Below are 26,557 nucleotides of genomic sequence, written 5' to 3' on the forward strand. Positions count from 1 at the left end.
CCACTGCAACCAAGGCTGATGAACGGCAGGATTAAACTTTGCGGGCCATAAGAAGATCGCGTAGCCTGCACCGAAAGACCTATCCGGGGACCGTCATGACCGAAACCTATGTTGCAAGCTGGCGCATCATCCTTGCGTTCATTCTTGATCTGATCACCGCCTTCGTGGTGATCGGCTGGCTGATCGCTTGGGCCACCGGAAGCCTGACGGAAAGCGGCTTCCAGCTGACGGGCGGGCCCGCTTTGCTGTTCTTTGTGCTGCTGATTGGCTATTTTGTTGTGTCTAACCGCTATCTGGGCGGCACATTGTGGAAGCGTATTCTGCGCGCCGTCCGTCACCGCTGATCACGCGGATGCGCGCCCCCCTTGGCGTGCAAACCTTAAAAAACTATGAACGAAACTTTGTAACTTATTGATATTAATGATGAAAGATGATTGTCCACGCGTGGACCGCCCTCAAATCTTCTTCACAAACGCCGTCAAAATCACGATCCGCTGATCCTCGACCCGGCCTTCAATCTGCTCGGGATTATCCGCCACCAACGAAATCCGCCGCACCGCCGTGCCGCGCTTGGCGGTGAAATTCGCGCCCTTCACCACCAGATCCTTGATCAACATCACGGAATCGCCATGCGCCAGCAAAACCCCGTTGCTGTCGCGATGCTCGACCTTGGCCGCGGCATCGCTCCAACCCTGCACCTCATCCGACAACACCATCCCCTCGCGCGCCTCAACGGCCCAAGGGTCCGCCAACTGCCCCAGCTTGCGCCAGACCGCCAGTTGCACCACAGGCTCGGCAGACCAAGCCGCGCCCTCAAGACAGCGCCAGTGCGAAGCATCGGCGGGCACATCCTCGCGGCAAGCAGGACAAAGCGCGATCTCGCCCGCAGGCGGCACATCGACCGCAGCCAGATCGGCAGCTGCGCCACAGAATTCGCAAGCATCGCCCGCGCGGGCCAGAAGATCGGAAAGTGCCATGATATGTCCTTTGATTTCCTCAGCCCTAAGCGCTTGCCCCGGCGAAAGCCAGCTTAAAGCACCCGCAGCGTCTCACCCAGCCAAGGCCATTCCGCCTGCGCGGGGGCGACGATTTGCGCGGCGATCAATCCGCGCAGACGGGATGCGATCTGACGCGGCATGTCGCGCAGCACACCTTCGCGGGCGGAAAGCGAGAGGGTGCGCTGCAAGGGTTCGAACGGTAGGGGTGCGACGTCGATAGCCCCGTGAAAGCGGGCGGCGTGGTGCAGGGCCAGCGGGGTCAGGATCGTCCAGCCCTGCCCGCCTGCCACCATCGCCAAAATCGCGTGATAGCTGTCGAGTTCAAAGCGATGCGCCAGCCGCAGGTTCTGCCGCGCCAGATGGCCCGCGATCTGGCGGCCCATCACATGCCGGGCGGTGTATTGGATCAGCGGTAGATCGGTGTGGCTGCGGCCCTTGGGGGTGATGGCAAGGAAGGGTTCGGCCAGCAGCGGATGCACCTCGCGCCAGCCCTGATCGGCGGTGCCGGAATCTAGATCAGCCGCGACGACGATATCCAGCGAGCGGCTTTCAAGCTGATCCAGCAAGCGGTGGCTGGCCCCGGTTTCAAGAAGGAAACGGCAGCCTTTGAGTTCGCCCGCCAAGGCTGACAGCAGGCTTGGCGTCACCTCGGCATCGAAATCTTCGATCATTCCCAGCCGCAGCGTGGTCAGGCCGGAAAGATCCGCCACTGCCAGATCAGCGCGGGCTTCGGCCTCGGCGTTCAGGATTGTTTGGGCATGGCGGCGAAACATCGCGCCCGCTGGCGTCAGCCGCATCGGCCGGGCGGAGCGATCCAGCAGCACGGCGGCGAGAGCGGTTTCCAGCCCGGTCAACTGCTGACTGATCGCCGAGGGGCTGACGCCCAAGCGTTTCGCAGCCGCAGAAATTGCGCCCTCTTCGGCGACGGCAAGGAAAACCTCGATCCCCCAAAGCGTGACGCGACCTTGTTGTTCGGCCATTCTACAGCTTCGACAGCTTCTTCTGAAGCTCGGCGAATTGCTTTTTGATCTCAGCCAACTCTTCCGCCGGGTCTTGCGCAGAGTCTTCCTTGGCAGGACCAGAGCCAGACCAGCCCGGAACGCCGCCCATCATAGTTTTCATGAACGCTTCCTGCTGCTTGCGCATCAGATCAAACCCCGGCATCGCGGTCAGCGGGTTCGGGATCGCGTTCATGTTCTCGATCACTTTGGTGGGGCCATCGCGCAGCATCTCAAAGCTGGCAGCAAGGAATTGCGGCACAACGGATTGGATGTTGCTGGTGTAGCTGCGCACAAGGTCGGTCAACACATTGGTGGGCAGCACGGTGTCGCCCTTGGATTCATGTTCGGCCACGATTTGCAGCAGATATTGCCGGGTCAGATCATCGCCGGATTTCAGATCAACGATCTGCACTTCGCGGCCCGCGCGGATAAACCCTGCGATATCTTCCAGCGTCACATAATCAGAAGTCTCGGTGTTATAGAGACGACGGCTGGCATAGCGCTTGATCAGCAGCGGCTTAGCAGGTTCGGCCATAGTTCTCTCCCCGAGATATTGCAGTGCAGAGAAAGTCTAGAGCGGTTCAGAGGGTCATGGAAGTAAAAGTATCAAAAAACGCGTTCTCGCGCCGCGAGAGGCAGCGGTTTTCTGATATTTGCAAGTTTCAGCCGCTTTGCAGCTGCAGCATAAAAGAAAGGGCGGGCACAATGGCCCGCCCTGCACATCCCCACTTAGGGAGGAAATTGGGATGCGCGATCCTTGCGGATTACTTGGCAGCGGTAGCTGCGGTGGCTTTTTTGGTCGCAGCGGTCACTTCGTCAGTGGCTTTTTTCACAACAGCCGAAGCTTCAGCCGAGGCGTCTTTGCCAGCAGCCAACAGCAGCTCGACGGTTTCCATCTGCACTTTTTTCGCAACTTCAGCGAAAGCAGCCATGTTTTCCGAAGCCAGTTCAGCAGCAGCCGAAGCGAAGTCGGTTGCAGCTTTGGTGTAGTCAGCCGGCTCGGTTTTCGCTTTGGCAGCGCCCGACAGCTTGGCGATGGTCTCTTTTGCCCACTTGGACGAGATTTCGGTCGACTTTTCAGCAGCTTCCAGAGCCACTTTCGACAGTTTCTCGCCAAATGCGGCTTGGGTCTTGAATGCGTTCTGGAACGCCGAAGCGTCAACCGGGAACTTTGCCATCATGTCTTGCATGACTTTGGTGAAATCATTCGCATTGGTCATTTTATGCTCCTACAGGTGTGCGGGAGATAACCCGCTTTTCGATGACCCAGATATAAATGCTGCGGTGCAGCATTGCAAGTGAATTTTCTGCAACGCAGCAATGACAGTGTCGCAGGGCGCGCGCAGGCTGCCGCTAGGGAAAGCCGTGCAAACTCAACCCTTTGGCGAGTTCGGCTGCTGCGACACATATGTGCCGGGGGCTGCACACAGCACCGGACGCACCGAATCACCCGGTATCCGCGCGGGAATTTGTGCACCGGACTGCGCGGCGAGCCATGCCCCCCAATGCGGCCACCAGCTGCCTTGATTGAAGGTTGCGCTGGCCATCCAATCATCCGGCGCGCCTGCCACCGGGCCGGCGTTGGTGTAATGGCCGTATTTGCCTTTCGAGGGCGGATTGATGATGCCCGCGATATGGCCGGACTGAGAAACGATAAAGGTCTTGTCCGCCGAGCCCATCTGTTTGAAGCCGTTAAAGCTGCCGCGCCAATGCGCGATATGGTCGGTCTCACAGGCAATGGCGCAGACCGGGATCTGAATGTCCTGCAAGCTGACGTTATGCCCGAACACCTTGTAGGTGCCCTGCGCCAAGCCATCATCCTGGCAAAGCCCACGCAGATATTCGATCGCCATTTTGCACGGCAGATTGGTGCCGTCGCCGTTCCAATACAGCAGGTCAAACGCCGGGGGAGCCTCGCCCATCATATAGCTTTTGATCGCCGGGCCGTAGATCAGATCATTCGAGCGCAGATAGCTGAAGGTGCGGCTCATGAAGGTCTTCGACAACATGCCGTCATTGAGGCTTTGGCGTTCGATGCCATCGACAAAGTCATTGTCGAGGAACACGCCCACCTCACCCGGATCAGAGAAATCGGTCAGCATGGTGAAGAAGGTCGCGGATTTCACCGAGGTGTCGCCCGCACGGTGCAGATGCGACAGGGTCAGGCTGAGGGTGGTGCCCGCAATGCAATAGCCGACCGCGTTGATCTGTTTTTCGTCGGTGATGCGGCGCACTTCGGCCATCGCGGTCAGATAGCCTTCGCGGATATAATCATCCATGCCGACATCGGCGTAAGTTGCGTCGGGGTTGACCCAAGAAACCACGAACAGCGTGAAACCCTGATCGACGATCCATTTGATCAGGCTGTTTTGCGGTTTCAGATCCATCACATAGAATTTGTTGATCCACGGCGGGAAGATCAGCAGCGGGGTTTCAAAAACCGTTTCGGTGCTGGGGCTGTACTGGATCAATTCCAACATGCGGTTGCGGAACACCACGGCACCGGGGGTGGTGGCAATGTTTTCGCCCAATACAAACGCCTCACGATCAGCCAAAGTCACCGCGAGTTCGCCGTTATTGGCCTCGATATCTGCCACAAGGTTCTCAAGCCCGCGCACCAGACTTTCGCCATCGGTTGCCACGGCTTTTTCCAACGCATCCGGGTTGGTGCCCAGAAAATTGGTCGGTGACAGCATATCGACGATCTGCTTGGTGAAATACTCGACACGCTTTTTATCGCCGGGCTCGATGGATTCCATATCGCCGACAGCGTTCTGCACGGCCTCGGCGTTGAACAGATACTGCTGCTTCAGATAATTGAAGGCAGGGTGGGTATCCCAGAGCGGATTGGAAAAGCGGCGATCTTTTGGGCCTGAATCGGCGGGGGCCTTCAGCTCACCCGAGGCCAGGGCCTGCTGGGCTTCGACGTAGTGCTTCATCGTCTTGCCCCAATAGGCGATCTGATGCTCCAGCACCTTGGCCGGGTTCTGCATCATTCCGGCCAGATAGGCAGCGGCGGCTTTCATATACATGTCTTGCCCCGGACCTTGCACGCCGGGGTCGGAAGACTTTTTACTCGCTAAAGCCGCCATCAAACGCGCTGACAATGCTTCGATTTTGGCGAGATTGGCAGTCATCTTCTCCAATTTAGCGCCTGCGGCATTGTCTTCGGTTGTCATGTTAATCTTTAGCCCCTATTCTTTCTGCTGTGCAGCATCGCGCCGCCCCCTCCCAGGGGCCCCGCGAAAAGAGGGCCGGGGCCCTATCCCCGCAAGGAGTCGTGATGAAGTATATGGCGACCTACGACCTTATGGAAAGCATTCGTAACACCAATGAGTGGATGGGTGCCACCGCGCGCGCCATGGCCTCTTATCCGGCGTTCTCGATGACGATGAACCCGATGCTGAACGTGATCGCCGCCTGGGGCGAAGTGACCGAGCGCAGTTTTGGCCGCATGGTGACCAAGCCAGACTGGGGTATCCGCTCGATTCCCGGCCCGGATGCGCAGGACCATCTGGTTGACGTGGTCGCCGTGGTGGATCGCCCGTTCGGCAGCCTGATGCAGTTCAAGGTGCGCAGGCGGGCGGCTATGGCGCGCAAAGTGCTGCTGGTGGCGCCGATGTCAGGACATTATGCCACACTGCTGCGCTCGACCGTCTCCAGCCTGCTGCCGGATGCGGATGTCTATATCACCGACTGGCACAACGCCCGCGACATTCCTGTGTCGGCGGGTAAGTTCGATATTGAAGACTACACGCTGTATCTGGTTGATTTCATGCGCGCGTTGGGGCCGGACACCCATGTGATCGCGGTCTGCCAGCCAGCCCCTTTGACCTTGGCCGCAACGGCCTATCTGGCCGCAGAAGATCCAGATGCACAGCCGCGCAGCCTGACCTTGATCGGCGGGCCGATTGACCCCGATGCAGCGGCAACAGACGTAACCGACTTTGGCCGCCGAATCACCATGGGCCAGTTGGAGCAGATCGCCATCCAGCGCGTTGGCTTCAAATACAAAGGCGTGGGACGTCTGGTCTATCCGGGCTTGCTGCAACTGCAAAGCTTCATGTCGATGAATGCCGATCGGCACTCCAAAGCCTTCAACGATCAGATCATGCGGATCGCGCAGGGGGACGCTTCCGAACACGATGCACATAACCGCTTCTATGACGAATATCTGGCGGTGATGGACATGACTGCCGAGTTCTATCTTTCCACGGTAGAGCGGATCTTCAAAAACCGCGAAATCGCCAAGAACGAGTTCGTCGTCGCAGGCAAGCTGGTGGATATCGGGGCAATCTCGCGCGTTGCGGTGATGACGGTCGAAGGCGCTGAGGATGACATTTCCGCCCCCGGCCAATGCGTTGCCGCGCTGGATATGCTGACCGGCTTGCCCGACAGCATGAAAGCGCAGCATCTGGAACCGGGCGCTGGCCATTACGGCATCTTCGCGGGCAAAAGCTGGCGTCTGAACATCCGGCCACTGGTGTTGTCGTTTATTGACGCCAATTCGGGCGCAGCCCCGGTTGCCGCAGCGGTTGTTTCTGAACCCGTTGTTGCAGCGCCAATCTCGGAAGCGCCTGTTGCGACGGCACCGATTGCCGATGCACCGTCTGCGACTGTCATGCGACTGGCCTCGGTAAAATCGGGCCGATAACCGATTGTTGTTGTGATAAAAGGCCCGAGGGGAAACCTTCGGGCCTTTGTCTTATCGCAGCATCATCGGACCGGCGAGAAAGTCCTCGATGGCTTTCGACACCACCTCGGGCTGTTCCAGGCTTGCCAGATGCCCGGCAGCCTCGATCACCAAAAGCTTGCCATAGGGCATCAGATTGGCGGTGAATTCCTGCCGGCGCATCGGCACCAAAGTATCGGCCTCGCCCGCGATCACCAAAACCGGCAGTTTGACCCGCCGCATGGTTTTCTGCTGATCCGGGCGGCGTTGCAAAGCACGGGATTGCCGCAGGAACACGCCCTCACCCAGACCCATCGCCATATCCTGCACCAGTGCCATGATCTCATCGCGCCAGTCTGCCGCGACAATGGCCGACAGCGGGATTTCCTGCCACATCGCCTCGGCCAAACGCCCCGACCGCGCGGCGACGATCCGCGCTTCGCGGGCGGCGGCGGCTTGCGGCGGTTCGGACAGCGGATCGGTCGCCATCAGCACCACGCGGGTGACGCGGTCAGGCACGCGTCGGATCAAATCAAGCGCGATATCACCGCCCAAGCCATGGCCCAACAGAGCGAATTTCTCGGGCAGGCCGGGCAGGATGGCCTCGGACATCTGCTCCACCGTTTCGCCCTTGGTCGGCAACACCACCTGCATCGCCCGCGTCGCCCCCAGTTGCACCATCTGCGGCAAAAACAGCCGCGCATCGGCCATCAGGCCGGGGATCAGCACCAGGGGTTCGGGATGCGGCATCAGATCGTGCTTTCCAGCACATCAGTGATGGCATCGGTGATCAGAGCAAGGCAGGCGGGGGTGGAAAAGCGGTGATCTGCGTCCTTCACCAGCGTCAGGCGGATATCCGGCCCCGTCGCATGATCCAACAGCCGCAGCGCCACGGCGGGCGGCACGTCGATATCGGCTGTACCTTGCAGCAGGCGGGTGGGAAAGTTCAGGGCAAGCGGATCCCGCAACACCAACCGATTGCGGCCTTCCTCAATCAGGCGGCGGGTGATGATATAGGGCGCGTCGGAATACTCAGACGGCAAGGCGATCTGACCTTTCGCCATGATTTCAGCGCGTTGCGCATCGGTGAAATCGGCCCACATACTGTCTTCGGTAAAGTCCGGCGCTGCCGCGATCCCCACCAGCCCCGCAATCCGCGCAGGGATCGCACGGGCAACCAGCAGCGCAATCCAGCCGCCCATCGACGAGCCGACCAGCACCAGCGGCCCTGAGGTCACAGCGTCAATCACCGCCAAGGCATCTTCAAACCAATCGCCTATCGCACCGTCAAGGAAGTCGCCCGATGAGGCGCCATGCCCCGAGTAATCGAAGCGCAGGAACGAACGCCCCGCAGCCTCGGCCCAATCCTGCAAATAAATCGCCTTGGTCCCGGTCATGTCGGATTTGAACCCGCCCAGAAACACCACGGTCGGCCCCTGCCCCGGCGTCAAATGATAGGCAATCCGGCGGCCCTGCTTTGTGGTCAACTGGTGCGGTTCGGTCATGCTGCCTCACTTTTTCTTCACCATAGCGGGCCACGGTTGACAAGGCCACGGGGCATAGGCAAAACCCCGCTTACATAACCCGCAACCGGGCGTTTCGTAGGCGCCAAAACGACGAGGAGGACGATATGTCCCAGATTTCGCTCACATTCCCTGATGGCAATAAGCGCGATTACGCCGCTGGCGTGACTGCTGCTGAAGTGGCTGCAAGTATCGCCCCCGGCCTTGCCAAAAAGGCGATCTCGGCCACGGTCAACGGCGCGCATTTCGATCTGCAATGGCCGATCCACGCCGATGCCAGCATCGCGATCCACACGCTGGCCGATGATGCGCAGGCTCTGGAGCTGATCCGCCACGACGCAGCCCACATCATGGCCCGCGCAGTGCAGGAAATCTGGCCGGATGTGAAAGTCACCATTGGCCCGGTGCGCGATTACGGCTGGTTTTATGATTTCGACCGCGCCGAGCCGTTCACGCCGGAAGATCTTGGCGCGATTGAAGCCAAGATGAAGCAGATCATCAACGCCCGCGACCCGGTGAAAACCGAAGTCTGGGACCGCGCCCGTGCTGTCAAATTCTATGAAGACAAGAACGAACCGTTCAAGGTCGAACTGATCAACCGCATCCCCGAAGGCGAGGATCTGCGGATGTATTGGCATGGCAATTGGCAGGATTTCTGCCGTGGCCCGCATTTCGCCCATACCGGGCAAGTGCCCGCCGACGCCTTCAAGCTGACGCATGTGGCGGGCGCGTATTGGCTGGGCGATGCCAGCCGCCCGATGTTGCAGCGCATCTATGGTCTGGCGTTCAAGAACCGCGATGACCTCAAGGCGCATATGACCATGCTGGAAGAGGCCGCCAAGCGCGACCACCGCAAGCTGGGTCGTGAGATGGACCTGTTCCACATTCAGGACGAAGCCCCCGGCATGGTGTTCTGGCACCCGAACGGCTGGACGGTGTACCGTCAGCTGGAAGACTATATGCGCGGGCGTCAAAAGGCGGCGGGCTACAAGGAAATCAAGACACCGCAAGTGGTTGACCGCGTGTTGTGGGAGAAATCCGGCCATTGGGAAGCCTATCGCGAGAACATGTTCATCGTCGAAGTGGACGAAGAGGGTGAAAAGGCCAAGCGCATCAACGCGTTGAAGCCGATGAACTGCCCCTGCCATGTGCAGATCTTCAATCAGGGGCTGAAAAGCTACCGCGACCTGCCGCTGCGGCTGGCCGAGTTTGGCTCCTGCCACCGCTACGAATCCTCGGGCTCGATGCACGGGCTGATGCGGGTGCGCGGCTTTGTGCAGGACGACGCGCATATCTTCTGCACCGAAGATCAGATCGAAAGCGAATGTGCGGCCTTCATCGCTCTGCTGTCCTCTGTCTATAAAGACCTTGGCTTTGAGAAATTCGACATCAAGCTTTCTACCCGCCCGGATGTGCGTGTGGGTTCGGATGAGGTTTGGGACAAAGCCGAAAACGCGCTGAAAACCGCGATTGAAGGGCTGCACCTGCCCTATCAGATCAATGAGGGCGACGGCGCATTCTATGGGCCGAAGCTTGATTTCAAGCTGACCGATGCGATTGGTCGCGAATGGCAGTGCGGCACCTTCCAAGCCGATTTCAACCTGCCAAACCGGCTTGATGCCGAATTTGTCGGCGAAGATGGCGCAAAGCATCGCCCGGTCATGTTGCACCGCGCGATTCTGGGCAGTTTCGAGCGTTTCATCGGCATTCTTCTGGAAAACTACGCCGGCAAACTGCCGTTCTGGCTGGCCCCACGTCAGGTGGTGGTGGCCTCTATCGTCTCGGATGCAGATCCGTTTGTGCATGAGATCACCAATGCACTGATCAAGGCGGGTGTGCGGGCCGAGGTCGACACCCGCAACGAGAAGATCAACTACAAGGTGCGGGAGCATTCGGTGGGCAAGGTTCCGGTGATCCTTGCGGTGGGGATGAAAGAAGTTGCAGACCGCACGGTTTCGGTGCGCCGTCTGGGCGACAACCGCACCGAGACGATCAGCCTCGATCAGGCGTTGGCCGAGTTTGGCTTTGCCGCGCTGCCGCCTTCAGGGCACTAACAACCGCGCCAATTTCACATTGGTCTAAATACTCAGCCCGGAATGCCTGTGCATTCCGGGTAGCCGGAGGCTTCCGCCGCAGCCGCAGAAGCCTCCGGCGGGAGTATTTCAAAAAGAGCAAATCCAAGATCCGGCAGCGCCGCTGAGTGGGGCCTCGATGGCCCCCGAGGCGGCTCTTGTTTAGTGGGCGTCAGGTTGCCGCGCGGCCAAGGCCAGGATGCCGCCAAGGCCACACATCGCAATCGGGAACATCGTGAAGACGCCGAACCCGAAAGCCACATAAATCCCCAATGCCGAAGCCAGCATCAGAACCCCGGCCGGAATATTTTGCGACCGCGCCATCGCCGCGCCCGCAATCGCCAGAATTGGCGCCAGAAAGCTGGCAACTTTAATCACCATCGGATGATCGACCTGGGTGCCGAAATCGCCAATCGCACCATTGCGCGAGACGAACTCGGTATAACCATAGCCAAAAAACCCAACAATCATGGCCAAAACGCCGCCAATCAGGCCTAAAGTCAGTGCAGCGTTTCTCACCCGAATCTCCGTGCTTGATTTTCGCCTAAGGTTTGGCATGATTTCATCAGTGACGACAGACTTTCTGAACGCCTGACTTGGCCCGGAAGACCTGGATTGCACGGCCCGGGGTAATATCGCCTCGGGGGGGGTTGAGATAGGAGAGACGGCATGCCAACCGGCACCGTAAAATGGTTCAACAGCACAAAGGGCTACGGCTTTATCGCGCCCGATGATGGCGGGAAGGATATCTTCGTTCACATCTCGGCAGTCGAGCGCGCCGGGTTGAAGGGCCTGAATGACAACCAGAAGATCGGCTTCGAGCTGCAATCTGGTCGCGACGGCAAGGAATCCGCAGGCGATCTGCGCTTGCTCTAAAGTTTGAAAGCGGCCCCTCTGGGGGCCGTTTTTCTTACAGCAGGGCCGCTTGCACGGCGTCGTCCCAGCCGAGGTAGAACTTGCCACCCGCGTCAATCACCGGGCGTTTCATCACGGCGGGTTGCGCTGCGATTTGTGCCTCGGGGTCTGAGGCTTTCAGGAAATCGTTGAAACCGCGATAGGTGGTGGACTGCTTGTTCACCGCGCGGTCGCCAAATTCCATCACGATCTTGTCGATTTCAGCCTCGGACAACGGTTGCGCCCGGATGTCGCGGAAGGTGACGTCGCGGCCCGCTGCTTCCAGCGCTTTCAGGGCTTTCTTGCAGGTGTCGCAGGTGGATATGCCGTAGAGGATCATTGCAGGCCTTTGAATATCATCTTGGTCAGGGTGACCCCGCCCCACGCGGAGGCGGCGGTCAGGACGGTGCCCCAGATCAGATCGGTCGCGACCATCTCGGGGCTCCAGGCTTTCATAACCGCGTAGCTGGTGAATTCATAGGTGCCGTAGGCCATCGCGCCCAAGATCGCGGCGGGGATCAGAACGGGCGTGTCGGATTTCAGGCCCGGGATTGAGACCAGATAGAGCAGGCCCGCGATATAGGCGGCGTAGAAGGCGGCGGCGGGGAGGTAGCGGATTTCGGGCAGCAGTTGATCGCCAAGATGGCGGCGGAACAGGGGCTGCATGTGGAGGGTCAGCATCACCGCATCGAGGATCAGGAAGATCAGCGCGGTCAGGATATAGAGGGTGATGATTTGCATGGGGCTCTCCTTTAGCCGGAAGGTAGGCTGCGGCGCGGCTTTGGGAAGGGTGTTGAGGGCGGTCCCAACTCGGGACCTTTTTATTGTGTTTTATATCAGACACTTGACCTGCGCCAATTAACGAAAAATTAAGGTTTTGGGGCCGGACTCACGTTTCTGACATCTGAGTGAAAGATGAGGCGCAAACGCGGCCAAGCCCCTATGCTGGCCGCGAAATGTAGGGAGCAGGCATGATCGACGCGAAACTTTTGCCGATACAGCGCTGGCTGTTGCGGGGACCGGCGCGGGTGCTGGCACGCTGGGTCACGGCGGATCAGGTCTCGGTGGCCGGGTTTGTGCTGGGCGCGCTGACGGTTCCGGCGCTGGCGCTTGGGCTTTATGGGCTGGCGCTGATTTTGCTGGTGCTGAACAGGGTGGCGGATGGTTTGGACGGCGCGATTGCGCGGATCACCGGGCCGACAGATCGCGGCGCGTTTCTGGATATAGCGCTGGATTTCGTGTTTTACGCGCTGTTTCCCTTGGGCTTTGCGCTGGCCGATCCGGTCGCAAATGCCTTGCCCGCTGCGGTGTTGATCGCAAGCTTTGTCGGCACCGGATCATCGTTTCTGGCCTTTGCCAGCATTGCCGCCCGGCGGGGTTTGACCGCCGCCGATTATCCCAACAAGGGGATCTATTATCTGGGCGGTTTCACCGAAGGCTTTGAAACCATTGTGGTCTTTGCCCTGATGGCGCTTAATCCTGCGTGGTTTGCGATGCTGGCCTATGGCTATGCCGCCGCCTGCTGTCTGACGACTGCGACACGGTGGCGGATGGGGTGGCACGCCTTTGCCCGCTAGACCGCGCGGGCTATATCCTGCTGATATGATATGAATTTTGACATTGGAGTTGCCATGAAACTGTCGCTGATTGCCGCCCTTGGGCTGATGCTTGCCACCCCTGCCCTTGCCGACTGGGCGCAGACGCTGGAGGCGGCGAAGGGCCAGACGGTGTATTTCAACGCCTGGGGCGGCGATGCGCGCACCAATGCGTTCATCGCTTGGGTTAGCACGCAGACCGAGGCGCAGTATGGCGTGAAGGTCGAGCAGGTGAAGCTGACCGATACTGCGGAAGCGGTGACTCGGGTGATCTCCGAAAAAGCGGCGGGGCAGGATACCGGCGGATCGGTTGATCTGATCTGGATCAACGGGCCGAATTTTCTGGCGATGAAAGAGCAAGGCCTGCTGCATGGGCCGTTCGTGGCGGATTTGCCGAATGCGAAGTATCTGGATTTGGACGCAGCTTCGGCGGCGTCGGTGGATTTTACCGTGCCGGTAGAGGGGATGGAAAGCCCGTGGCGGCTGGCGAAGTTTGTGTTCAGCTATGACAGCGCCAAGGTGGCGGATGTGCCCGCGGATATGGCCGGGTTTGTCGCGTGGGCGGCGGCGCATAAGGGCCGGATGACGCATCCTGACCCGTCAAATTTCATGGGTGCTACGTTTCTGAAGCAAGCGCTGATCGAACTGGCCCCCGATGCAAGCGTGTTGCAGCAGCCGGTGACCGAGGAAGCGTTTGCTGCCGCGACGGCGCCGCTCTGGACATGGTATGACGCGCTGCGGCCGAACTTGTGGCAAGGCGGGGCGACGTTTCCGGCGAGTGGCGAGGTGCAAAGCCAGATGCTGAACGATGGCGAGGTCGATATGGCGATGTCGTTTGATCCGGCCTCGACTGCGGCGGCGATTGCCGAGGGGACGTTGCCGGAAACCGCGCGGGTGTTCGTGCCGAAAGCGGGCAGCATCGGCAATATCAGCTTCGTGGCGATCCCGTATAATGCGGCGCATGCAGCGGGGGCAGAGGTGGTGGCGAATTTTCTTTTGGAGCCAGCCACCCAAGCCCATATGCAAAATATTGAGGTTTTGGGCTCGTTTGCAGTGCTGGACCCTGCACGGCTGGATGAGGCGGGCAAGGCGGCGTTTGCGGCTTTGCCGAAGGCTGAAGCGTTGCCTGCGTTGGATGATCTGGGGCCGGTGTTGCTGGAGCCGCACGCCAGCTGGATGACTCGTCTGGTTGAGGAATGGGCCAAGCGTTACACAAAATGAGCAGGTTGCGCGGCGCGGTTCTGGCGATCGTGCTGCTGGGGCTGATCGCACCGATCGTGGTGGGATTGGCGGAAACCGCCTGCGCTGCGTTTGGGGTGTTGCCGGCTTTGGGGCGGGCGGAGTGGTCTTTGGATCCGTGGCGGATGCTGCTGGCGCAGCCGGGGTTTGCCAGCAGTTTGCGGCTGACTTTGGTGACCGGGCTGGGGTCGACCCTGATCGCTTTGGCTTTGGCGGTGGGGTTTTGCGCTTCTGTGCCGGGGCGGATGCGCTGGCTGGCACCGTTTCTGGCAGTGCCACATGCGGCGATGGCGGTGGGGTTGGCGTTTGTTTTAGCACCCTCTGGCTGGATTGCGCGGGCATTGACGCCGCTGATGGGATGGGGTCAGCCGCCGGATATCGCCTCGGTGCATGACGGCTGGGGGCTGGCGCTGATGCTGGGGCTGGTGGTGAAAGAACTGCCGTTTCTGCTGTTGGTGATGGCGTCGGGGCTGGCGCAGCTTCCGGTCGCGCGGCACATCGCGGTGGGGCGGGCGATGGGCTATGGGCCGGGGGTGGTGTGGATCAAGCTGATCCTGCCGCAACTTTGGCCGCTGATCCGGCTGCCGGTTTGGGTGGTGCTGGCCTACGGGGTGTCGGTGGTGGATATGGCGATCATTCTGGGGCCGTCGAACCCGCCGACCTTGGCGGTGGCGGTGGTGCGCTGGTTCAGCGCGGCCGATGTGGCGATGATCCTGCCAGCCTCGGCGGGGGCGTTGTTGCAGGCGGCGCTGGTGGTGGTCTGTATTGCCGGGCTGTGGGGGGCGGAGGTTGTGCTGCGCATCGTGGGCCGCTGGTGGCTGCGGCGCGGTGGGCGGGGGATGTCTTGGGCTCCGGGTTTGCAGGTGGCGCGGGTTGGGGTTTGTGGGCTGATGGCGCTGGCGGGACTGGCGTTGCTGTCACTGCTGGTGTGGTCGCTGGCGTGGCGCTGGTCTTATCCGATGCTGTGGCCGGAACGCTGGTCTGGTGGGCTTTGGATGAGCGCAATGTGGGGTAAGGCCTTGATCCACACGCTGATTTTGGCGGCGGTGACGGTGGGGCTGTCGCTGCTGCTGGCGGTGTTCTGGCTGGAGGCAGAGGAAGGTCGCCCGCGTGCGGGTTGGGCTGAGGCGCTGATTTATCTGCCGCTGCTGATGCCGCAGATCGGGTTTCTCTATGGGTTGAACGTGGTGTTTTTGCGGGCTGGGATCTCGGGCGGCTATCTTGCGGTGATCTGGGCGCAGGCGTTGTTCGTGTTTCCCTATGTGATGATCGCGTTGTCAGAGCCGTGGCGGGCCTTGGATGCGCGGTTGTTGCGGGTGGGGGCGGCCTTGGGTGCGGGGCGCTGGCGGCGGTTGCTCGCGCTGCGGCTGCCGATGCTGCTGGGCCCGATCCTGACCGCAGCGGCGATTGGGGTGGCGGTGTCGGTGGCGCAATATCTGCCGACGTTGTTCTTAGGTGCGGGGCGGATTGCGACGCTGACGACTGAGGCGGTGACACTGTCTTCGGGCTCGGATCGCCGGGTGACCGGGGTCTATGCCAGCCTGCAAGCCGCCCTGCCCTTCGCGGCCTATGGGTTGGCGGCGCTGGTGCCTGCGTGGTGGCATCGCAACAGGCGTGATCTGCGCGGAGGTGGGGTATGAGTCTGGAACTGGTGGAACTTTCGGTGCAGCGGGCGGGGGTGGCCCTGTTCGCGCCGCTGTCCTTGCGGGTGGATTGCGGCGCGGTGGCGACGGTGATGGGACCGTCGGGGGTGGGGAAATCCACCCTGCTGGATGCGATCGGCGGCCATCTGGCGCATGGGTTTGCCTGCACGGGCCGCGTGCTGGTGATGGGCCGCGATGTGACGGGACTGCCCGCCGAGGCGCGGCGGATCGGGGTGATGTTTCAGGATGCGCTGCTGTTTCCGCATCTGTCGGTAGGCGATAATTTGGCGTTTGGGCTGCCTGCTGCGTTCAAAGGCCGAACGGTGCGGCGGGCTGCGGTCGAGGCGGCTTTGGCGCAGGCGGGGCTGGAGGGGATGTATCTGCGCGATCCGGCGACGCTTTCCGGCGGGCAGCGGGCGCGGGCGGCGTTGATGCGTGCGTTACTGGCCGAGCCGCTGGCGCTGCTGCTGGATGAGCCGTTTTCCAAACTGGATGCGGGTTTGCGCGCCGAGATGCGGCGGTTCTTGTTTGGCCATCTGCGGGCGCGCGGGATTGCCGCCTTGATGGTGACGCATGATCCTGCGGACGCGGCCGAGGCTGGCGGGCCGGTGGTGGATTTGTGAGGTTTGGTCGGGGGATGGCCGCTGGGGGTTTCACACCCCTGCTACGAAGTTTCTTCGCTACTTCGTAGCAAGCTTCTACGCACCCTTGGAGTATTTGAGCCAATGTGAAACAAATTTTAGATAAATTTTAGCGGGTTAGCGGCGAAGGTATTCTGTTGCGGTGCAGGATGGGGCCTCGGCGCGCAGCGGGATTGCCGGGAGTTGCTGCCAGTCTTTTGCATTGAAATCCGGGAAGAAAGCATCGGCTTCAGGGATGTCGAGGGCGACTTCGGTGATCAGCAGGCGATCCGCGAGGGGCAGAAGCGCGCGGTAAATGCCTTCACCGCCGATGCCGTAAGCGCGGGCGTAGCCTTGGGCGCGGGCGAACGTGAGTGCAGCTTCCGGGGTTGCGAAGACGTGCTCTGTCAGGGTCGGATCGGACGATATCACGCAATTCAGGCGATTTTTCAATGGCTTGAACGGCAGGCTTTCCCAGGTTTTGCGGCCCATGATGATCGCCCCCCCGGTGGTTTCGCGTTGGAAAAACGCCAGATCCTCGGGCGCATGCCACGGGATCAGATTGTCTTTGCCAATGGCACCATTGCAGGCGCGGGCGACGACGAGGCTCAGCATCAGACGGCCACCGGAGCTTTGATCGCAGGATCGGGATCGTAGTTCAGAAACTCAAAATCTTCGTATTTGAAATCAAAGATCGAGGTGACTTGCCGTTTGATCCGCAAGGTGGGCAGGGATTTCGGGGTGCGGGAAAGTTGGGTCTGCACCTGCTCCATATGGTTGGAATAGATATGCGCGTCACCCATCGTGTGAATGAAATCACCCGGCTCATACCCCGTCACATGCGCCAGCATGCACTGCAAAAGCGCATAAGACGCGATGTTGAACGGCACGCCGAGAAACATATCGGCAGAGCGCTGGTAGAGTTGCAGATGCAGTTTGCGGCCCGCGATGCGGACTTGCCACAGGGTGTGGCAGGGCGGCAGCGCCATGTTGGGCACCTCGCCAGGGTTCCAGGCCGAGACGATCAGGCGGCGGCTGTCGGGGGTTTTGCGAATCGCGGCCACCAGATCGGCGATCTGATCGACGCTATCCGCATAAAACACGGGGCGGCCTTGGGCGTCGTCGCCCGCCGGGGTCAGCTTGGGAAACCGTCGCCATTGTGCGCCGTAGACCGGGCCAAGATCGCCGTTCTCATCGGCCCATTCATCCCAGATGCCGACGCCATTGGCCTTAAGATAGCCGATATTGGTGTCGCCGTTCAGGAACCACAACAGCTCATGTATGATGGATTTCAGGTGCAGTTTCTTGGTGGTGACCAGCGGAAAGCCGAGGCTCAGGTCATAGCGGCTCTGCATGCCGAAATGCGAAATCGTCCCGGTGCCGGTGCGGTCGGTCGAGGTTTCACCCTCAGCCAGCACGCGGCGCAATGCGTCGAGATAGGTTTGCACGTCTGTGTTCCGTCCGGTTTGAGGGTTGTGGCTTTGAGGGCGTATGACAAGCAGTTGTCAGGCATCGCGGTGGTTTGTCTATATATAGACATGATCTGCGGGCTGCGCCAAGGCCGAAGCACGCGCAACCGTGGGGTGATGCCGGGCAGGCACAGCGACGAAAGATCGGGAGCCAGAAGCGAATCCGCTTTGACTTTCAAGGGTTTTGCACGCAAAGTTGATGTGATTTTCGTGAGGGTGAGGCCGTTGATGAAACCGATTTATCTGCTGTTTGCTGCGGCGCTGACTTTGGCGGCTTGTGGTGGCAACCCGTTTGTCGACACGCCGCCGGTGGACCCCACCGATCCAACTGATCCTGGAGCTCCGGTGAAGGTTGACGATGATGTGGCGGTGAATTTGCGCTCTATCACGTATGATCCCAGCGGTGCGGGTTCCCTAACAATGAATATTGATGGCATCGTCGGCCCGACAGCGGGTGTGCAGTTTACAAGAAGTAACCCAGCATCCGATATACCTGGCTATGAGACCTATACCTATCAAAACCGGCTCACTCAGCGATCCTTCATTGCACAGGTGGCGACAAATTCGCGCAGCACCTTGCTGGCCTCGGCGGTTTCGGATGGCGGGCAGTTTAACGGACATTTCGGCGGCGGCACTTTTGTGCGGCTGGGTGTTTACAATGCGCCAACAGGCACGTTCTCGTACGCGGGCACCTATGCCGGGATTTTCGCACCCGGCGACGCTTCCAGCGATTTGCCCGCTGGATTGGTGGCGAACAATCCCTATCGGGTGCAGGGCGATGCCCTGATCAACGCCAGTTTCGTGAACAACAAGGTGGATGGTGGCGTGTCAAATCGTTGGCTTCTCGATGACACCGGTGCCAGAGTGGACGTCAACGCCGATGGTGTGGTGGACGATGATGACCAGATACTGGTCGACATCGCCTTCCCGGAAATGACCATCACCGCCAACGGCCAGTTCCTTGGCGATGTTCAAGTTTCGCAAGCACCAGCCCCGGTAGACGGCCCCGTTATCGGCAAGGTCAACGGTGTGTTTGGCGGCGCGGGGGCCACCGACGTGGCGGGGGCGATTGCAATCACTCCGATTTCCGGCACATCAGAACATGGCGTGTTCAACCTGCCGCGCTGTGGTCTCGCGGGCGAGTCGCCGCTGTGCAATCCCAACCCATTGCCGTGACACACGGGCTGCGGCGGCTGGCTCGGGCGGTTTGGCTTGGGCTTTGCCTGGCCGGGGCGGTTGGGCTCGCCTCGGTGGCGGGTGCCGAGACTGTGAAGCTGTCGCTCGATCAAAGCCGGATCATCGCGCGGCAGGCGCTGATGGCGGGGAATGCGGCTTTGGCGCGGGCTTTGGCCAAAGGGTTGTTGCAGGCGGATGCGGATGATCCCTATGCGCTGCTAATCCTTACAGCGGCGGAGACGCAGCTGGGCGATCCCGCGGCAGGGCGGCAGGCGGGGCGTGCGGCCTGGATTGCGGCCCGCGGCCTGCCGGATGGTTTGCGCTATGACATCGCCCGCTACACCGCTTTGGCCGCGCTGCAAGACGGACGGGTTTTGCCGACGCAGTTCTGGCTGCGCCGCGCTGTCGATACCGCACCCACATCGCAGGCCCGCGCGCAGACCATCGCCGATTACCGGGCTTTGCGCAGCAATACGCGGCTGCGCTATGCCATCGACCTTTCGGTAACGCCCAGTGACAATCTGAATGACGGGGCATCGAGCAAATATCTGTCGATTGATGACTGGTTCGTGCTGGGCCTGCTGTCGGGGTCGGCGCAGGCGCTGTCGGGGGTGCGGGCGGATGCGCGGCTGCGGCTGACTTATCTGCTACGGACGTCAGCAAAATCGCAGACCAGCCTTGGCTTTAGTGCGGCGGCGTCCCGCAATTTCCTGTCAGATGAGGCCAAGCTGCTGGCTCCGGATTTGCGCGGCAAGGATCTGGATCAAAGCGCTGCTGAAGTCAGCGTGACGCAGGATTTTTTGTGGCCGCAGAGCCAGCACCCGATAAGCCTCAGCTTTGCGCTGGGGCAAAACTGGGCGGCTGGCCAGGTGGCGGGGCCTTATGTGCGGGCGCAAATCTCGACATCCGTGTTTCAGCGCGAGCGGACAGAAATCCGCATGGAGGTCACGACGCAACGCGCTTGGCGCACGGATTCCTTGATAGATGCCAATGCCTTATCCCTCGAGGGGCAGCATCACCTCGGCGCGGGAGCGATCAACTGGGGTCTGGCGGTGAGTGAGGTCGCAGGCACTGCGATCAACCAAAGCTACAAGCGGGGCTCTGCCAGCCTGGGCTACCGTTTTGACAAACCGATTGGGCCTGTCACGCTGGCAACTTCGCTGACAGCGTCGAACAGTCACTACGAGATTTACCAACTGCTCGGCGCGCAACTGACCAAGGGTCGCACCGACACCCAGTTCGACCTCAGCGTCGATATGACATTTCAAAACATCGGGTTGATGGGCTATTCGCCAACGTTGAGTCTGTCGAGAACCACCACGCAATCGAATGTCAGCCGCTTTGAAAGCAACGGCGTGAACATCTCGGTTGGGATCACATCACAGTTCTAACCCCCTCGCCTTTCCCAGTTTGGCTGCTAAGTTGCACGCGAACAAAGGAGACGCGCATGACAATCCGTTATTTGCACACGATGGTCCGGGTGTTGGACCTTGACGCTTCGATGGCGTTCTACAGTTTGCTGGGGCTGGAGGAGACCAAGCGCTATACCAATGACAAGGGGCGATTTACGCTGGTGTTCATGGCGCCTCCGGGACAGCCGGAGTGTCCGGTGGAGTTGACCTATAACTGGGATGGCGATGCGGGCTTGCCCAGTGACAGCCGGCATTTCGGGCATCTGGCCTATGAGGTCGATGATATTTACGCCACTTGCGCGCATCTGGCGGCGAATGGCGTGGTGATCAACCGCCCGCCGCGCGATGGGCATATGGCGTTTGTGCGCTCGCCCGACAATGTCTCGATCGAGATCTTGCAGAAGGGCGAGTCGCTGGCTGCAGCGGAGCCTTGGGCGTCGATGGGCAACACTGGCAGTTGGTAAGCAAATCCGCCGGGAGTGCATGACGAGATGTGCGCTTCCGGCGGGAATATTTATGCCAATGTGAATTGATAAGAGTTAGAGGGACCAGAGGCTGTAGGCGTCTGGTCCTATTGTTTTCGTCTCGCGCAGGGTCAGGCGGGGGGCGTCTTTCAGGGCGGTGAGGTTGAGGGCGGCTAGGCTGGGCTGGCCATCGGCCCCAATCAACGCGCCTGCGGTGAACAGGGCAAGATCGTCGACCAGTTTGGCGCGGATCAGGGAGGCTGCGAGCGTGCCGCCGCCCTCGCAGAAAATCCGGGTCAGGCCTTGGGCGGTGAGGCTTTGCAGCGCTGCGCGGGGGTTCAGGCTGCCGTTTTCGCAGGCGGTTTCCAGCAGGGTTGCGCCCTGCCCTGCCCAAGCGTCTCGGCGATCTTGCGGCGCATCGGGGCCGTGTAGCAGCCAGACCGGCGAGATTTTCGCGGTTTGGCCAAGGCGGCTGTCGGGGCTGTGGCTGAGGCGGCTGTCCATCACGATGCGGATCGGTTGGTGGGACGCGCCAAGCTCGCGCACCGTCAGATCCGGGTCATCGGCGCGGGCGGTGCCGGAGCCGATCAGCACCGCATCGTGGTTCAGCCGCATGGTATGAACGGCACGGCGGGCGGCTGGCCCCGTGATCCAGCGCGATTCGCCTGATGCCGTGGCGATGCGTCCATCCAGCGTGGTGGCAAGTTTCAGAGTGACGAAGGGCAGGCCTTGGGTGACGCGCTTGAGGAACCCCGCATTGGCGCGGGAAGCGTCGGATTGCAGTATGTTTTCAGTGACCTCGATGCCAGCGGCACGGAGCATGGTATGGCCTTTGCCGCTGACGCGGGGGTCAGGGTCTTGCAGGGCACTGACCATGCGGGCGACACCTGCCGCGATCAAGGCCGAAGCGCAGGGCGGGGTTTTGCCGTGATGCGCGCAGGGTTCCAGCGTGACATAGGCTGTGGCACCGCGCGCCGCATCACCGGCCTGTGCCAACGCCATCACCTCGGCATGCGGGCGGCCGCCGGGTTGCGTCCAACCGCGTCCGACGATCACGCCTGCTTTGACGATGACACAGCCCACCGCCGGATTGGGCCAGGTGCGCCCCAAGCCCCGCGCGGCAAGGCGCAGGGCATGGGCCATGTGTTCAGGATCGCTCACTCTTCGGCTGATGTGCCGGGGCGCAGCTCGGACACGAAGCGGTCGAAATCATCGGCAGCCTGGAAGTTCTTGTAAACGCTGGCGAAACGCACGTAAGCCACGGTGTCGATCCGGGCCAGGCTTTCCATCACGATCTCACCGATGACTTTCGACGAGATGTCGGTATCGCCCAGAGATTCCAGACGACGCACGATGCCAGAAATCATCTGATCAATCCGTTCGGGATCAATCGGGCGTTTCTGCATGGCGATGCGGATCGAGCGTTCCAGCTTGGTGCGGTCGAAATCCTCACGCTTGCCAGAGGTTTTGACGACGACCAGATCGCGCAGCTGCACGCGTTCATAGGTGGTGAAGCGTCCACCGCAGGCCGGGCAAAACCGACGGCGGCGGATTGATACGTGATCCTCCGCAGGGCGGCTGTCTTTGACTTGCGTATCGACGTTTCCGCAGAATGGGCAGCGCATCGGCTCCCTCCTTGCTTGTTATTTGTGACTGCCTCGGTCCCGGCTATCCTGCCGAGTTATCCACAGACCCTAGCGCCATTGCCTAGCCTTCGCCTAGGGGGCTGATCGCGGATACTGCATATAGCTGTGAGGTGTGGCGGGCAGGACTCAGGTCAGGCCCAAAAACCGGGATCTCACCACGGTATCCGGGATCAGGCAGGTGTCATAGCGGCCAAAGATGCGGTAGCGGTTGCGGGCGATCGGTTTGTAGATCGCGTCTTTCACGGCCTTGGGCAGCTGGCGGGCGATGCGGGCAAAGCGCCACGGCGCGGGCAGTTCCGCCATCGCGGCGGCGAAAGCGTCAAGGCGCTGGTGAATCTCGCCGTTGGTGATCACGAGATTGGTTTCAAAATCTATCAGCGGCAGGTTGAGCGCCGCATACAGCGCTTGGCCAAGCGGGCTTTGCGCGGTGGCATAGTGGAATTTCTGTGCGCGGTCGTGGCGCAGCATGAAGCGGAAGAACGCCGAGCAGAACACGCATTCGCCGTCGAACACGATCAGGTTCTTGCCGGAAAGCATCTGATCAAGCGGGCTGGGGAGGTGGCGGACCTGCATGTCGCGAGTGTGCCGCAGCTTTTGCTGCTGTGCGAGGGGCTGTGATGTCGCAGCGGCCCTGCGCTGGCAAATTGGCCGGATATCGCCAAAGTTGCGCCCTTCACGAAAGCGTGAGAGGCCGAGCACGCACTCTGCGCTAGCTTTGATCCACCAGAAGCAAGGAGAGCGTGATGACCCGAATGACCGCGAAGGACTTCAGCCCGGAATTGCTGGAGCTTTATGATTTTTACGCGCATGGCAAAATCTCCAAGCGCGAGTTTCTCGACAAGGCGGCAAAGTTTACCGTCGGCGGGCTGACAGCGGCGGCGCTGCTGGGGATCATGTCGCCGAATTATGCTTTGGCCGAGCAGGTCAGCTTCAATGACCCTGAGATTTTGGCGGAATATGTCACCTACCCTTCCCCGAATGGCAATGGCGAGGTGCGCGGCTATCTGGTGAAGCCTGCGGCGGCGTCCGGCAAGTTGCCCAGCGTGGTGGTGGTGCATGAAAATCGCGGGCTGAACCCTTACATCGAGGATGTGGCGCGGCGCTTGGCGAAGGCCGGATTTCTGGCGCTGGCCCCGGATGGCTTGACCAGCGTTGGCGGCTATCCGGGCAATGACGAGGAAGGCAAAACGCTGCAATCCACCGTCGATCCGACCAAGCTGATGAATGATTTCTTCGCGGCGATCGAGTGGATGATGGCGCATGAAGGCTCCACGGGGCGGGTCGGCATCACCGGGTTTTGCTATGGCGGTGGTGTGTCGAATGCGGCGGCGGTGGCTTATCCCGAACTGGGCGGGGCGGTGCCGTTCTACGGCATGCAGGCGAAGGCCGAGGATGTCCCCAAGATCAAATGCCCGATCTTGCTGCATTATGCCGAGTTGGATACCCGCGTGAACGAGGGTTGGCCCGCCTATGAAGCGGCGTTGAAGGCCGCCGGGACCAAGTATGAGGCGTTCATTTATCCCGGCGTCAACCACGGTTTTCACAACGATTCCACGCCGCGCTATGACAAGGCGGCGGCGGATCTGGCCTGGGAGCGCACAGTGGCGTTTTTCCGCGCGAATTTGGCGTAGATCGGGCTGCTGTAGCTCTGCCGTCACAGTTCTTGGGCGGCGAGTGCCGCCCAGCCTTTAGTGACGGCCCGTCAGCCAGTTGCCAAAGGCTGCGAATTTTGACGGCGGGATGCCAAGTCTGGCTTCCCGCTGATCGGCGATGCGCAACAGTTTATACATCAGATGCACGCCGAACCAACGGAAGGGCTCGGGCTCCCACTGCCGGACGCGGCGGTTGACCCAGGGAAATTTGGCAATCGCGGTGTCGCGGTTCAGCGCCAGATCGGCGAGGGTGCGGCCTGCAAGATTGGCGGTAGAAACCCCGGTGCCGACATAGCCACCTGCCCAGCCGAGGCCGGTTTTGCGGTCCAGCCCCACGGTCGCGCACCAATCGCGCGGCACGGCGATGACGCCGCACCAGGCGTGGTCGATGGGATAGGCGGCTGCTTCGGGGAAATGGGTGTGCAACACTTCGGTCAAGCGGCGAATGGTTTCGGCATCCGGCTCGCCGTTATTATCCATTTGGCTGGCATACTTATACGGCACACCGCGCGCGCCAACGGTGATGCGGCCCTCGCGCGTGCGCTGACAGTAGCAATAGGCGTTGTTCATATCGCCGATCAGCTCATGCCCGTGCCAGCCGATTTTCTCCCATACTTCGGGTGGCAGCGGCACGGTGGCGATCTGGGCGGAATTGAGCGGCAGCCATTCGCGTTTGTGGCCGGGGAGCGTAGCCGTGAAGCCTTCGGTGCAGCGCAGGATGATCGGGGCTTTCACCACGGCTTTCGGCGTGATGATTTCGCCTTGATCGTAGGAGAGCACCTCGGTGGCTTCGGCAATCCGCACACCCATCCGTTCGCAAGCCTCAGCCAGACCGCGCACCAGTTTGGCGGGCTGGATGCGGGCCATGCCCGACACCGCCATCGCGCCCAACACGTTCGGCGCGGTGATGCGCTGTTTGACTTCGGCGGGGGAAAGCTCGCGAACGCGGTGCGCGTTGCCCCAGAGTTCGTGATGCGCAATCGCCTCGTGCATCCGCGCCAGTTGTGCGGGGTTGGTGGCCAGCATCAGCTCTTCCGCAGGGATGATATCAGCGTCGATGCCTTCCTCGGCGCAGACGCGGATTATCTCGGGCACCGTGGTTTCAAGTTCGCGCACCATTTCCAGCACGGCCTCACGGCTGGTGGCTTTTGCGTAGGCCTCATGGTTCCACGCAAAGGTGCCCATGCACCAACCGCCATTGCGGCCCGAGGCACCAAAACCTGCGAATTCCTTCTCGATCACCAGCACATTCAACGCCGGATTGGCCTTTTTCAGATAGTAGGCCGCCCAAAGCCCGGTAAAGCCCGCGCCGATGATCGCCACATCGGCCGTGGTGTTTTCCGTAAGGCTGGGGCGGCGGGTTTGTGGCAGGCCGATATCGGCATACCAGAACGACACGTCTCCGATGTGGTTAGGTTGCATGATGGGCCCCTTTGTTTGCGGCAAGATGCCGGGGCATTTGATCAAAAGCAAGGGGGGCTTCCGCCCCCCTCGGCCTGCGGCCTCACCCCTGAGGATATTTGCGCACAGAGGATGACAATAAGAGCTAAATTTTAGGCGTCACGCTCGGCGGCGATCCAGTGGCGGAACGAGGCAAGCGGCGCGCGCGGGGCGGCGTCTTTTGGCCAGACCAGATAATAGCTGCCGAGTGAGGGGATCGGCGGACCGAATGCGGGGATCAGGCGGTTTTCGGCCAGTTCACGCTCGATCAGGAACAGCGGCAGCAGGGCCACGCCAAGACCGTGGATTGCACCTTGCGTCATGGTGGCGAATTGGTCGAACAGCATGGCGGGCGGGCGTTGGTTGGGACTGCCGTGATGCGCCAGCCAGCGGCCCCAATCGCCGGTGCGGCTTTCCAACTGCAACAGCGGGTATGAGAGAATGTCATTGGCAGAGCCGAGCGGCGCTTTCAGCAGGCCCGGAGAGGCCACCGCCAGCAAGTCTTCCTCCATCAGCGGCAGATACTCGACGCCCGACCAGTCTTGGCGGCCATAGTGGATGGCGGCGTCGAAATGGCTGGTGGCAAAGTCGAAGGGTTGCAGGCGGGTCGATAGGTTGACGGTCACTTCGGGATGCTGGGCGGCAAAGCGCGCAAGCCGGGGGGCAAGCCAGTGCATGCCAAAGGCGGGCAGAATCGCGAGGTTCAGCGTGCCACCATTGGGATTGGCGCGCAGGGTCAGGCTGGCTTGGTTCAGCGCTTGCAGGGCGCGGCGGATCTCGCGGCAATAGTCTTGTGCGGCGGGGGTCAAGCGCAGACGGTGCTTGTCGCGGATGATCAGGCCCAGACCCAACTGGCCCTCAAGCACCTGCAACTGTCGCGAAATCGCACTTTGCGTCAGGTTGAGTTCCTCGGCTGCGGCAGAGGCGGAACCCAGACGCTCGACGGCCTCTAAAGCCAGCAAGGATGGCATCGACGGCAGATAGCGGCGCGAGAGCATATGAGGTTTCCTCATGTTTTGTTGCCAGAACCTCGTTAGGCGT

29 protein-coding genes are annotated in these 26,557 nt (G+C 60.9%); 12 read left to right on the top strand and 17 right to left on the bottom strand.

Annotated elements, in window-relative coordinates; all coding sequences use genetic code 11:
- Nucleotides 1–95: 95 nt before the first annotated feature.
- On the top strand, nt 96–344 hold the full coding sequence (locus U1A24_RS07450) for a hypothetical protein (protein WP_322321349.1): 249 nt from the start codon (nt 96–98) through the stop codon (nt 342–344).
- 111 nt (nt 345–455) lie between these two features.
- Here U1A24_RS07450 and U1A24_RS07455 read toward each other — a convergent pair whose 3' ends face one another.
- From U1A24_RS07455 to U1A24_RS07475, 5 genes are all read right to left on the bottom strand, one after another.
- Nucleotides 456–977 (bottom strand): alkylphosphonate utilization protein, encoded by a 522-nt coding sequence (locus tag U1A24_RS07455; protein WP_322321350.1) that lies wholly within the window; start codon nt 975–977, stop codon nt 456–458.
- A gap of 53 nt (nt 978–1,030) precedes the next feature.
- Nucleotides 1,031–1,978: a LysR family transcriptional regulator gene (locus U1A24_RS07460; RefSeq protein WP_322321351.1), complete on the bottom strand. Its 948-nt coding sequence runs from the start codon at nt 1,976–1,978 to the stop codon at nt 1,031–1,033.
- 1 nt (nt 1,979) lies between these two features.
- Nucleotides 1,980–2,534 (bottom strand): polyhydroxyalkanoate synthesis repressor PhaR, encoded by a 555-nt coding sequence (gene phaR / locus U1A24_RS07465; protein WP_322321352.1) that lies wholly within the window; start codon nt 2,532–2,534, stop codon nt 1,980–1,982.
- Between the two features lie 229 nt (nt 2,535–2,763).
- Nucleotides 2,764–3,219: a Phasin gene (locus U1A24_RS07470; protein ID WP_322321353.1), complete on the bottom strand. Its 456-nt coding sequence runs from the start codon at nt 3,217–3,219 to the stop codon at nt 2,764–2,766.
- Nucleotides 3,220–3,372: 153 nt separating this feature from the next.
- Nucleotides 3,373–5,178 (bottom strand): class I poly(R)-hydroxyalkanoic acid synthase, encoded by a 1,806-nt coding sequence (locus U1A24_RS07475; protein WP_322321354.1) that lies wholly within the window; start codon nt 5,176–5,178, stop codon nt 3,373–3,375.
- 104 nt (nt 5,179–5,282) lie between these two features.
- On the opposite strand from U1A24_RS07475, the gene phaZ reads away from it, so the two are divergent.
- A complete protein-coding gene (gene phaZ / locus U1A24_RS07480; protein WP_322321355.1) occupies nt 5,283–6,653 on the top strand; it encodes a polyhydroxyalkanoate depolymerase in 1,371 nt (456 codons plus the stop codon).
- 51 nt (nt 6,654–6,704) lie between these two features.
- On the opposite strand, the gene U1A24_RS07485 is transcribed toward phaZ, so the two are convergent.
- Both U1A24_RS07485 and U1A24_RS07490 read right to left on the bottom strand, forming a co-directional pair.
- Nucleotides 6,705–7,421 (bottom strand): alpha/beta hydrolase, encoded by a 717-nt coding sequence (locus U1A24_RS07485; RefSeq protein WP_322321356.1) that lies wholly within the window; start codon nt 7,419–7,421, stop codon nt 6,705–6,707.
- Nucleotides 7,421–8,176 (bottom strand): alpha/beta hydrolase, encoded by a 756-nt coding sequence (locus U1A24_RS07490; RefSeq protein ID WP_322321357.1) that lies wholly within the window; start codon nt 8,174–8,176, stop codon nt 7,421–7,423. Before U1A24_RS07490 ends, U1A24_RS07485 begins: the two co-directional genes overlap by 1 nt.
- 125 nt (nt 8,177–8,301) lie before the next feature.
- Here U1A24_RS07490 and thrS point away from each other — a divergent pair, with 125 nt between their 5' ends.
- Nucleotides 8,302–10,248 carry a threonine--tRNA ligase gene (thrS, locus tag U1A24_RS07495; RefSeq protein ID WP_322321358.1) on the top strand — a complete coding sequence of 649 codons (1,947 nt, stop codon included), beginning with the start codon at nt 8,302–8,304 and terminating at the stop codon, nt 10,246–10,248.
- A 180-nt stretch (nt 10,249–10,428) separates the two neighbouring features.
- Here thrS and U1A24_RS07500 read toward each other — a convergent pair whose 3' ends face one another.
- Nucleotides 10,429–10,785, bottom strand: coding sequence for a hypothetical protein (locus U1A24_RS07500; RefSeq protein ID WP_322321359.1), 357 nt, complete (start codon nt 10,783–10,785; stop codon nt 10,429–10,431).
- 150 nt (nt 10,786–10,935) lie between these two features.
- Between U1A24_RS07500 and U1A24_RS07505 the strand changes: the two genes are divergently transcribed.
- The gene (locus U1A24_RS07505; protein ID WP_054008012.1) at nt 10,936–11,142 is read left to right on the top strand and encodes a cold-shock protein; all 207 of its coding nucleotides are present in this window, start codon (nt 10,936–10,938) and stop codon (nt 11,140–11,142) included.
- Between the two features lie 34 nt (nt 11,143–11,176).
- Here the strand turns inward: U1A24_RS07505 and U1A24_RS07510 are convergent, their stop codons facing one another.
- A complete protein-coding gene (locus U1A24_RS07510) occupies nt 11,177–11,500 on the bottom strand; it encodes an arsenate reductase family protein (protein ID WP_322321360.1) in 324 nt (107 codons plus the stop codon).
- Entirely contained in the window at nt 11,497–11,901 is a 405-nt protein-coding gene (locus U1A24_RS07515) for a DUF2177 family protein (protein ID WP_322321361.1), read from the bottom strand. Before U1A24_RS07515 ends, U1A24_RS07510 begins: the two co-directional genes overlap by 4 nt.
- Nucleotides 11,902–12,131: 230 nt before the next feature.
- Here U1A24_RS07515 and U1A24_RS07520 point away from each other — a divergent pair, with 230 nt between their 5' ends.
- The 4 genes from U1A24_RS07520 to U1A24_RS07535 are packed head-to-tail and all read left to right on the top strand — an operon-like array spanning nt 12,132 to nt 16,260.
- The gene (locus U1A24_RS07520) at nt 12,132–12,737 is read left to right on the top strand and encodes a CDP-alcohol phosphatidyltransferase family protein (protein ID WP_322321362.1); all 606 of its coding nucleotides are present in this window, start codon (nt 12,132–12,134) and stop codon (nt 12,735–12,737) included.
- Between the two features lie 54 nt (nt 12,738–12,791).
- On the top strand, nt 12,792–13,976 hold the full coding sequence (locus U1A24_RS07525; RefSeq protein WP_322321363.1) for an ABC transporter substrate-binding protein: 1,185 nt from the start codon (nt 12,792–12,794) through the stop codon (nt 13,974–13,976).
- The gene (locus tag U1A24_RS07530; protein WP_322321364.1) at nt 13,973–15,634 is read left to right on the top strand and encodes an ABC transporter permease subunit; all 1,662 of its coding nucleotides are present in this window, start codon (nt 13,973–13,975) and stop codon (nt 15,632–15,634) included. Before U1A24_RS07525 ends, U1A24_RS07530 begins: the two co-directional genes overlap by 4 nt.
- Complete coding sequence (locus tag U1A24_RS07535; protein ID WP_322321365.1) at nt 15,631–16,260, top strand: ATP-binding cassette domain-containing protein; 630 nt, start codon at nt 15,631–15,633, stop codon at nt 16,258–16,260. Before U1A24_RS07530 ends, U1A24_RS07535 begins: the two co-directional genes overlap by 4 nt.
- Nucleotides 16,261–16,395: 135 nt before the next feature.
- Here the strand turns inward: U1A24_RS07535 and U1A24_RS07540 are convergent, their stop codons facing one another.
- Together U1A24_RS07540 and U1A24_RS07545 are read right to left on the bottom strand one after the other, a co-directional pair.
- Complete coding sequence (locus U1A24_RS07540; RefSeq protein ID WP_322321366.1) at nt 16,396–16,872, bottom strand: dihydrofolate reductase; 477 nt, start codon at nt 16,870–16,872, stop codon at nt 16,396–16,398.
- The gene (locus tag U1A24_RS07545) at nt 16,872–17,705 is read right to left on the bottom strand and encodes a thymidylate synthase (protein WP_322321367.1); all 834 of its coding nucleotides are present in this window, start codon (nt 17,703–17,705) and stop codon (nt 16,872–16,874) included. Before U1A24_RS07545 ends, U1A24_RS07540 begins: the two co-directional genes overlap by 1 nt.
- A 249-nt stretch (nt 17,706–17,954) precedes the next feature.
- On the opposite strand from U1A24_RS07545, the gene U1A24_RS07550 reads away from it, so the two are divergent.
- The 3 genes from U1A24_RS07550 to U1A24_RS07560 are packed head-to-tail and all read left to right on the top strand — an operon-like array spanning nt 17,955 to nt 20,778.
- Entirely contained in the window at nt 17,955–18,902 is a 948-nt protein-coding gene (locus tag U1A24_RS07550; protein ID WP_322321368.1) for a hypothetical protein, read from the top strand.
- Nucleotides 18,878–20,293: a hypothetical protein gene (locus U1A24_RS07555; protein WP_322321369.1), complete on the top strand. Its 1,416-nt coding sequence runs from the start codon at nt 18,878–18,880 to the stop codon at nt 20,291–20,293. Before U1A24_RS07550 ends, U1A24_RS07555 begins: the two co-directional genes overlap by 25 nt.
- A gap of 56 nt (nt 20,294–20,349) precedes the next feature.
- Nucleotides 20,350–20,778, top strand: a complete 429-nt coding sequence (locus tag U1A24_RS07560) for a VOC family protein (RefSeq protein ID WP_322321370.1) — start codon at nt 20,350–20,352, stop codon at nt 20,776–20,778.
- A gap of 75 nt (nt 20,779–20,853) precedes the next feature.
- On the opposite strand, the gene ribD is transcribed toward U1A24_RS07560, so the two are convergent.
- From ribD to U1A24_RS07575, 3 genes are all read right to left on the bottom strand, one after another.
- Nucleotides 20,854–21,921, bottom strand: coding sequence for a bifunctional diaminohydroxyphosphoribosylaminopyrimidine deaminase/5-amino-6-(5-phosphoribosylamino)uracil reductase RibD (ribD, locus tag U1A24_RS07565; RefSeq protein WP_322321413.1), 1,068 nt, complete (start codon nt 21,919–21,921; stop codon nt 20,854–20,856).
- A gap of 14 nt (nt 21,922–21,935) precedes the next feature.
- Entirely contained in the window at nt 21,936–22,403 is a 468-nt protein-coding gene (gene nrdR, locus U1A24_RS07570; RefSeq protein WP_299474984.1) for a transcriptional regulator NrdR, read from the bottom strand.
- Nucleotides 22,404–22,550: 147 nt separating this feature from the next.
- A complete protein-coding gene (locus U1A24_RS07575) occupies nt 22,551–22,997 on the bottom strand; it encodes a thiol-disulfide oxidoreductase DCC family protein (RefSeq protein ID WP_322321371.1) in 447 nt (148 codons plus the stop codon).
- 170 nt (nt 22,998–23,167) lie between these two features.
- Here U1A24_RS07575 and yghX point away from each other — a divergent pair, with 170 nt between their 5' ends.
- Nucleotides 23,168–24,055, top strand: coding sequence for a YghX family hydrolase (gene yghX, locus U1A24_RS07580; RefSeq protein WP_322321372.1), 888 nt, complete (start codon nt 23,168–23,170; stop codon nt 24,053–24,055).
- Between the two features lie 57 nt (nt 24,056–24,112).
- Here yghX and U1A24_RS07585 read toward each other — a convergent pair whose 3' ends face one another.
- Both U1A24_RS07585 and U1A24_RS07590 read right to left on the bottom strand, forming a co-directional pair.
- The gene (locus U1A24_RS07585; RefSeq protein ID WP_322321373.1) at nt 24,113–25,498 is read right to left on the bottom strand and encodes an FAD-binding oxidoreductase; all 1,386 of its coding nucleotides are present in this window, start codon (nt 25,496–25,498) and stop codon (nt 24,113–24,115) included.
- A gap of 131 nt (nt 25,499–25,629) precedes the next feature.
- Complete coding sequence (locus U1A24_RS07590) at nt 25,630–26,529, bottom strand: LysR substrate-binding domain-containing protein (protein WP_322321374.1); 900 nt, start codon at nt 26,527–26,529, stop codon at nt 25,630–25,632.
- Nucleotides 26,530–26,557 lie beyond the last annotated feature (28 nt).

Origin of the sequence: Cypionkella sp., assembly GCF_034376685.1 — a bacterium.
Classification (GTDB): domain Bacteria; phylum Pseudomonadota; class Alphaproteobacteria; order Rhodobacterales; family Rhodobacteraceae; genus Cypionkella.

What these genes read in the sequence shown, in the direction of transcription:
- U1A24_RS07450 (WP_322321349.1), top strand. Translation starts at nt 96, where the DNA reads ATGACCGAAACCTATGTTGCAAGCTGGCGCATCATCCTTGCGTTCATT.
- U1A24_RS07455 (WP_322321350.1), bottom strand. Translation starts at nt 977, where the DNA reads ATGGCACTTTCCGATCTTCTGGCCCGCGCGGGCGATGCTTGCGAATTC.
- U1A24_RS07460 (WP_322321351.1), bottom strand. Translation starts at nt 1,978, where the DNA reads ATGGCCGAACAACAAGGTCGCGTCACGCTTTGGGGGATCGAGGTTTTC.
- phaR (WP_322321352.1), bottom strand. Translation starts at nt 2,534, where the DNA reads ATGGCCGAACCTGCTAAGCCGCTGCTGATCAAGCGCTATGCCAGCCGT.
- U1A24_RS07470 (WP_322321353.1), bottom strand. Translation starts at nt 3,219, where the DNA reads ATGACCAATGCGAATGATTTCACCAAAGTCATGCAAGACATGATGGCA.
- U1A24_RS07475 (WP_322321354.1), bottom strand. Translation starts at nt 5,178, where the DNA reads ATGACAACCGAAGACAATGCCGCAGGCGCTAAATTGGAGAAGATGACT.
- phaZ (WP_322321355.1), top strand. Translation starts at nt 5,283, where the DNA reads ATGAAGTATATGGCGACCTACGACCTTATGGAAAGCATTCGTAACACC.
- U1A24_RS07485 (WP_322321356.1), bottom strand. Translation starts at nt 7,421, where the DNA reads ATGCCGCATCCCGAACCCCTGGTGCTGATCCCCGGCCTGATGGCCGAT.
- U1A24_RS07490 (WP_322321357.1), bottom strand. Translation starts at nt 8,176, where the DNA reads ATGACCGAACCGCACCAGTTGACCACAAAGCAGGGCCGCCGGATTGCC.
- thrS (WP_322321358.1), top strand. Translation starts at nt 8,302, where the DNA reads ATGTCCCAGATTTCGCTCACATTCCCTGATGGCAATAAGCGCGATTAC.
- U1A24_RS07505 (WP_054008012.1), top strand. Translation starts at nt 10,936, where the DNA reads ATGCCAACCGGCACCGTAAAATGGTTCAACAGCACAAAGGGCTACGGC.
- U1A24_RS07510 (WP_322321360.1), bottom strand. Translation starts at nt 11,500, where the DNA reads ATGATCCTCTACGGCATATCCACCTGCGACACCTGCAAGAAAGCCCTG.
- U1A24_RS07515 (WP_322321361.1), bottom strand. Translation starts at nt 11,901, where the DNA reads ATGCAAATCATCACCCTCTATATCCTGACCGCGCTGATCTTCCTGATC.
- U1A24_RS07520 (WP_322321362.1), top strand. Translation starts at nt 12,132, where the DNA reads ATGATCGACGCGAAACTTTTGCCGATACAGCGCTGGCTGTTGCGGGGA.
- U1A24_RS07525 (WP_322321363.1), top strand. Translation starts at nt 12,792, where the DNA reads ATGAAACTGTCGCTGATTGCCGCCCTTGGGCTGATGCTTGCCACCCCT.
- U1A24_RS07530 (WP_322321364.1), top strand. Translation starts at nt 13,973, where the DNA reads ATGAGCAGGTTGCGCGGCGCGGTTCTGGCGATCGTGCTGCTGGGGCTG.
- U1A24_RS07535 (WP_322321365.1), top strand. Translation starts at nt 15,631, where the DNA reads ATGAGTCTGGAACTGGTGGAACTTTCGGTGCAGCGGGCGGGGGTGGCC.
- U1A24_RS07540 (WP_322321366.1), bottom strand. Translation starts at nt 16,872, where the DNA reads ATGCTGAGCCTCGTCGTCGCCCGCGCCTGCAATGGTGCCATTGGCAAA.
- U1A24_RS07550 (WP_322321368.1), top strand. Translation starts at nt 17,955, where the DNA reads ATGAAACCGATTTATCTGCTGTTTGCTGCGGCGCTGACTTTGGCGGCT.
- U1A24_RS07560 (WP_322321370.1), top strand. Translation starts at nt 20,350, where the DNA reads ATGACAATCCGTTATTTGCACACGATGGTCCGGGTGTTGGACCTTGAC.
- ribD (WP_322321413.1), bottom strand. Translation starts at nt 21,921, where the DNA reads ATGGCCCATGCCCTGCGCCTTGCCGCGCGGGGCTTGGGGCGCACCTGG.
- nrdR (WP_299474984.1), bottom strand. Translation starts at nt 22,403, where the DNA reads ATGCGCTGCCCATTCTGCGGAAACGTCGATACGCAAGTCAAAGACAGC.
- U1A24_RS07575 (WP_322321371.1), bottom strand. Translation starts at nt 22,997, where the DNA reads ATGCAGGTCCGCCACCTCCCCAGCCCGCTTGATCAGATGCTTTCCGGC.
- yghX (WP_322321372.1), top strand. Translation starts at nt 23,168, where the DNA reads ATGACCCGAATGACCGCGAAGGACTTCAGCCCGGAATTGCTGGAGCTT.
- U1A24_RS07585 (WP_322321373.1), bottom strand. Translation starts at nt 25,498, where the DNA reads ATGCAACCTAACCACATCGGAGACGTGTCGTTCTGGTATGCCGATATC.
- U1A24_RS07590 (WP_322321374.1), bottom strand. Translation starts at nt 26,529, where the DNA reads ATGAGGAAACCTCATATGCTCTCGCGCCGCTATCTGCCGTCGATGCCA.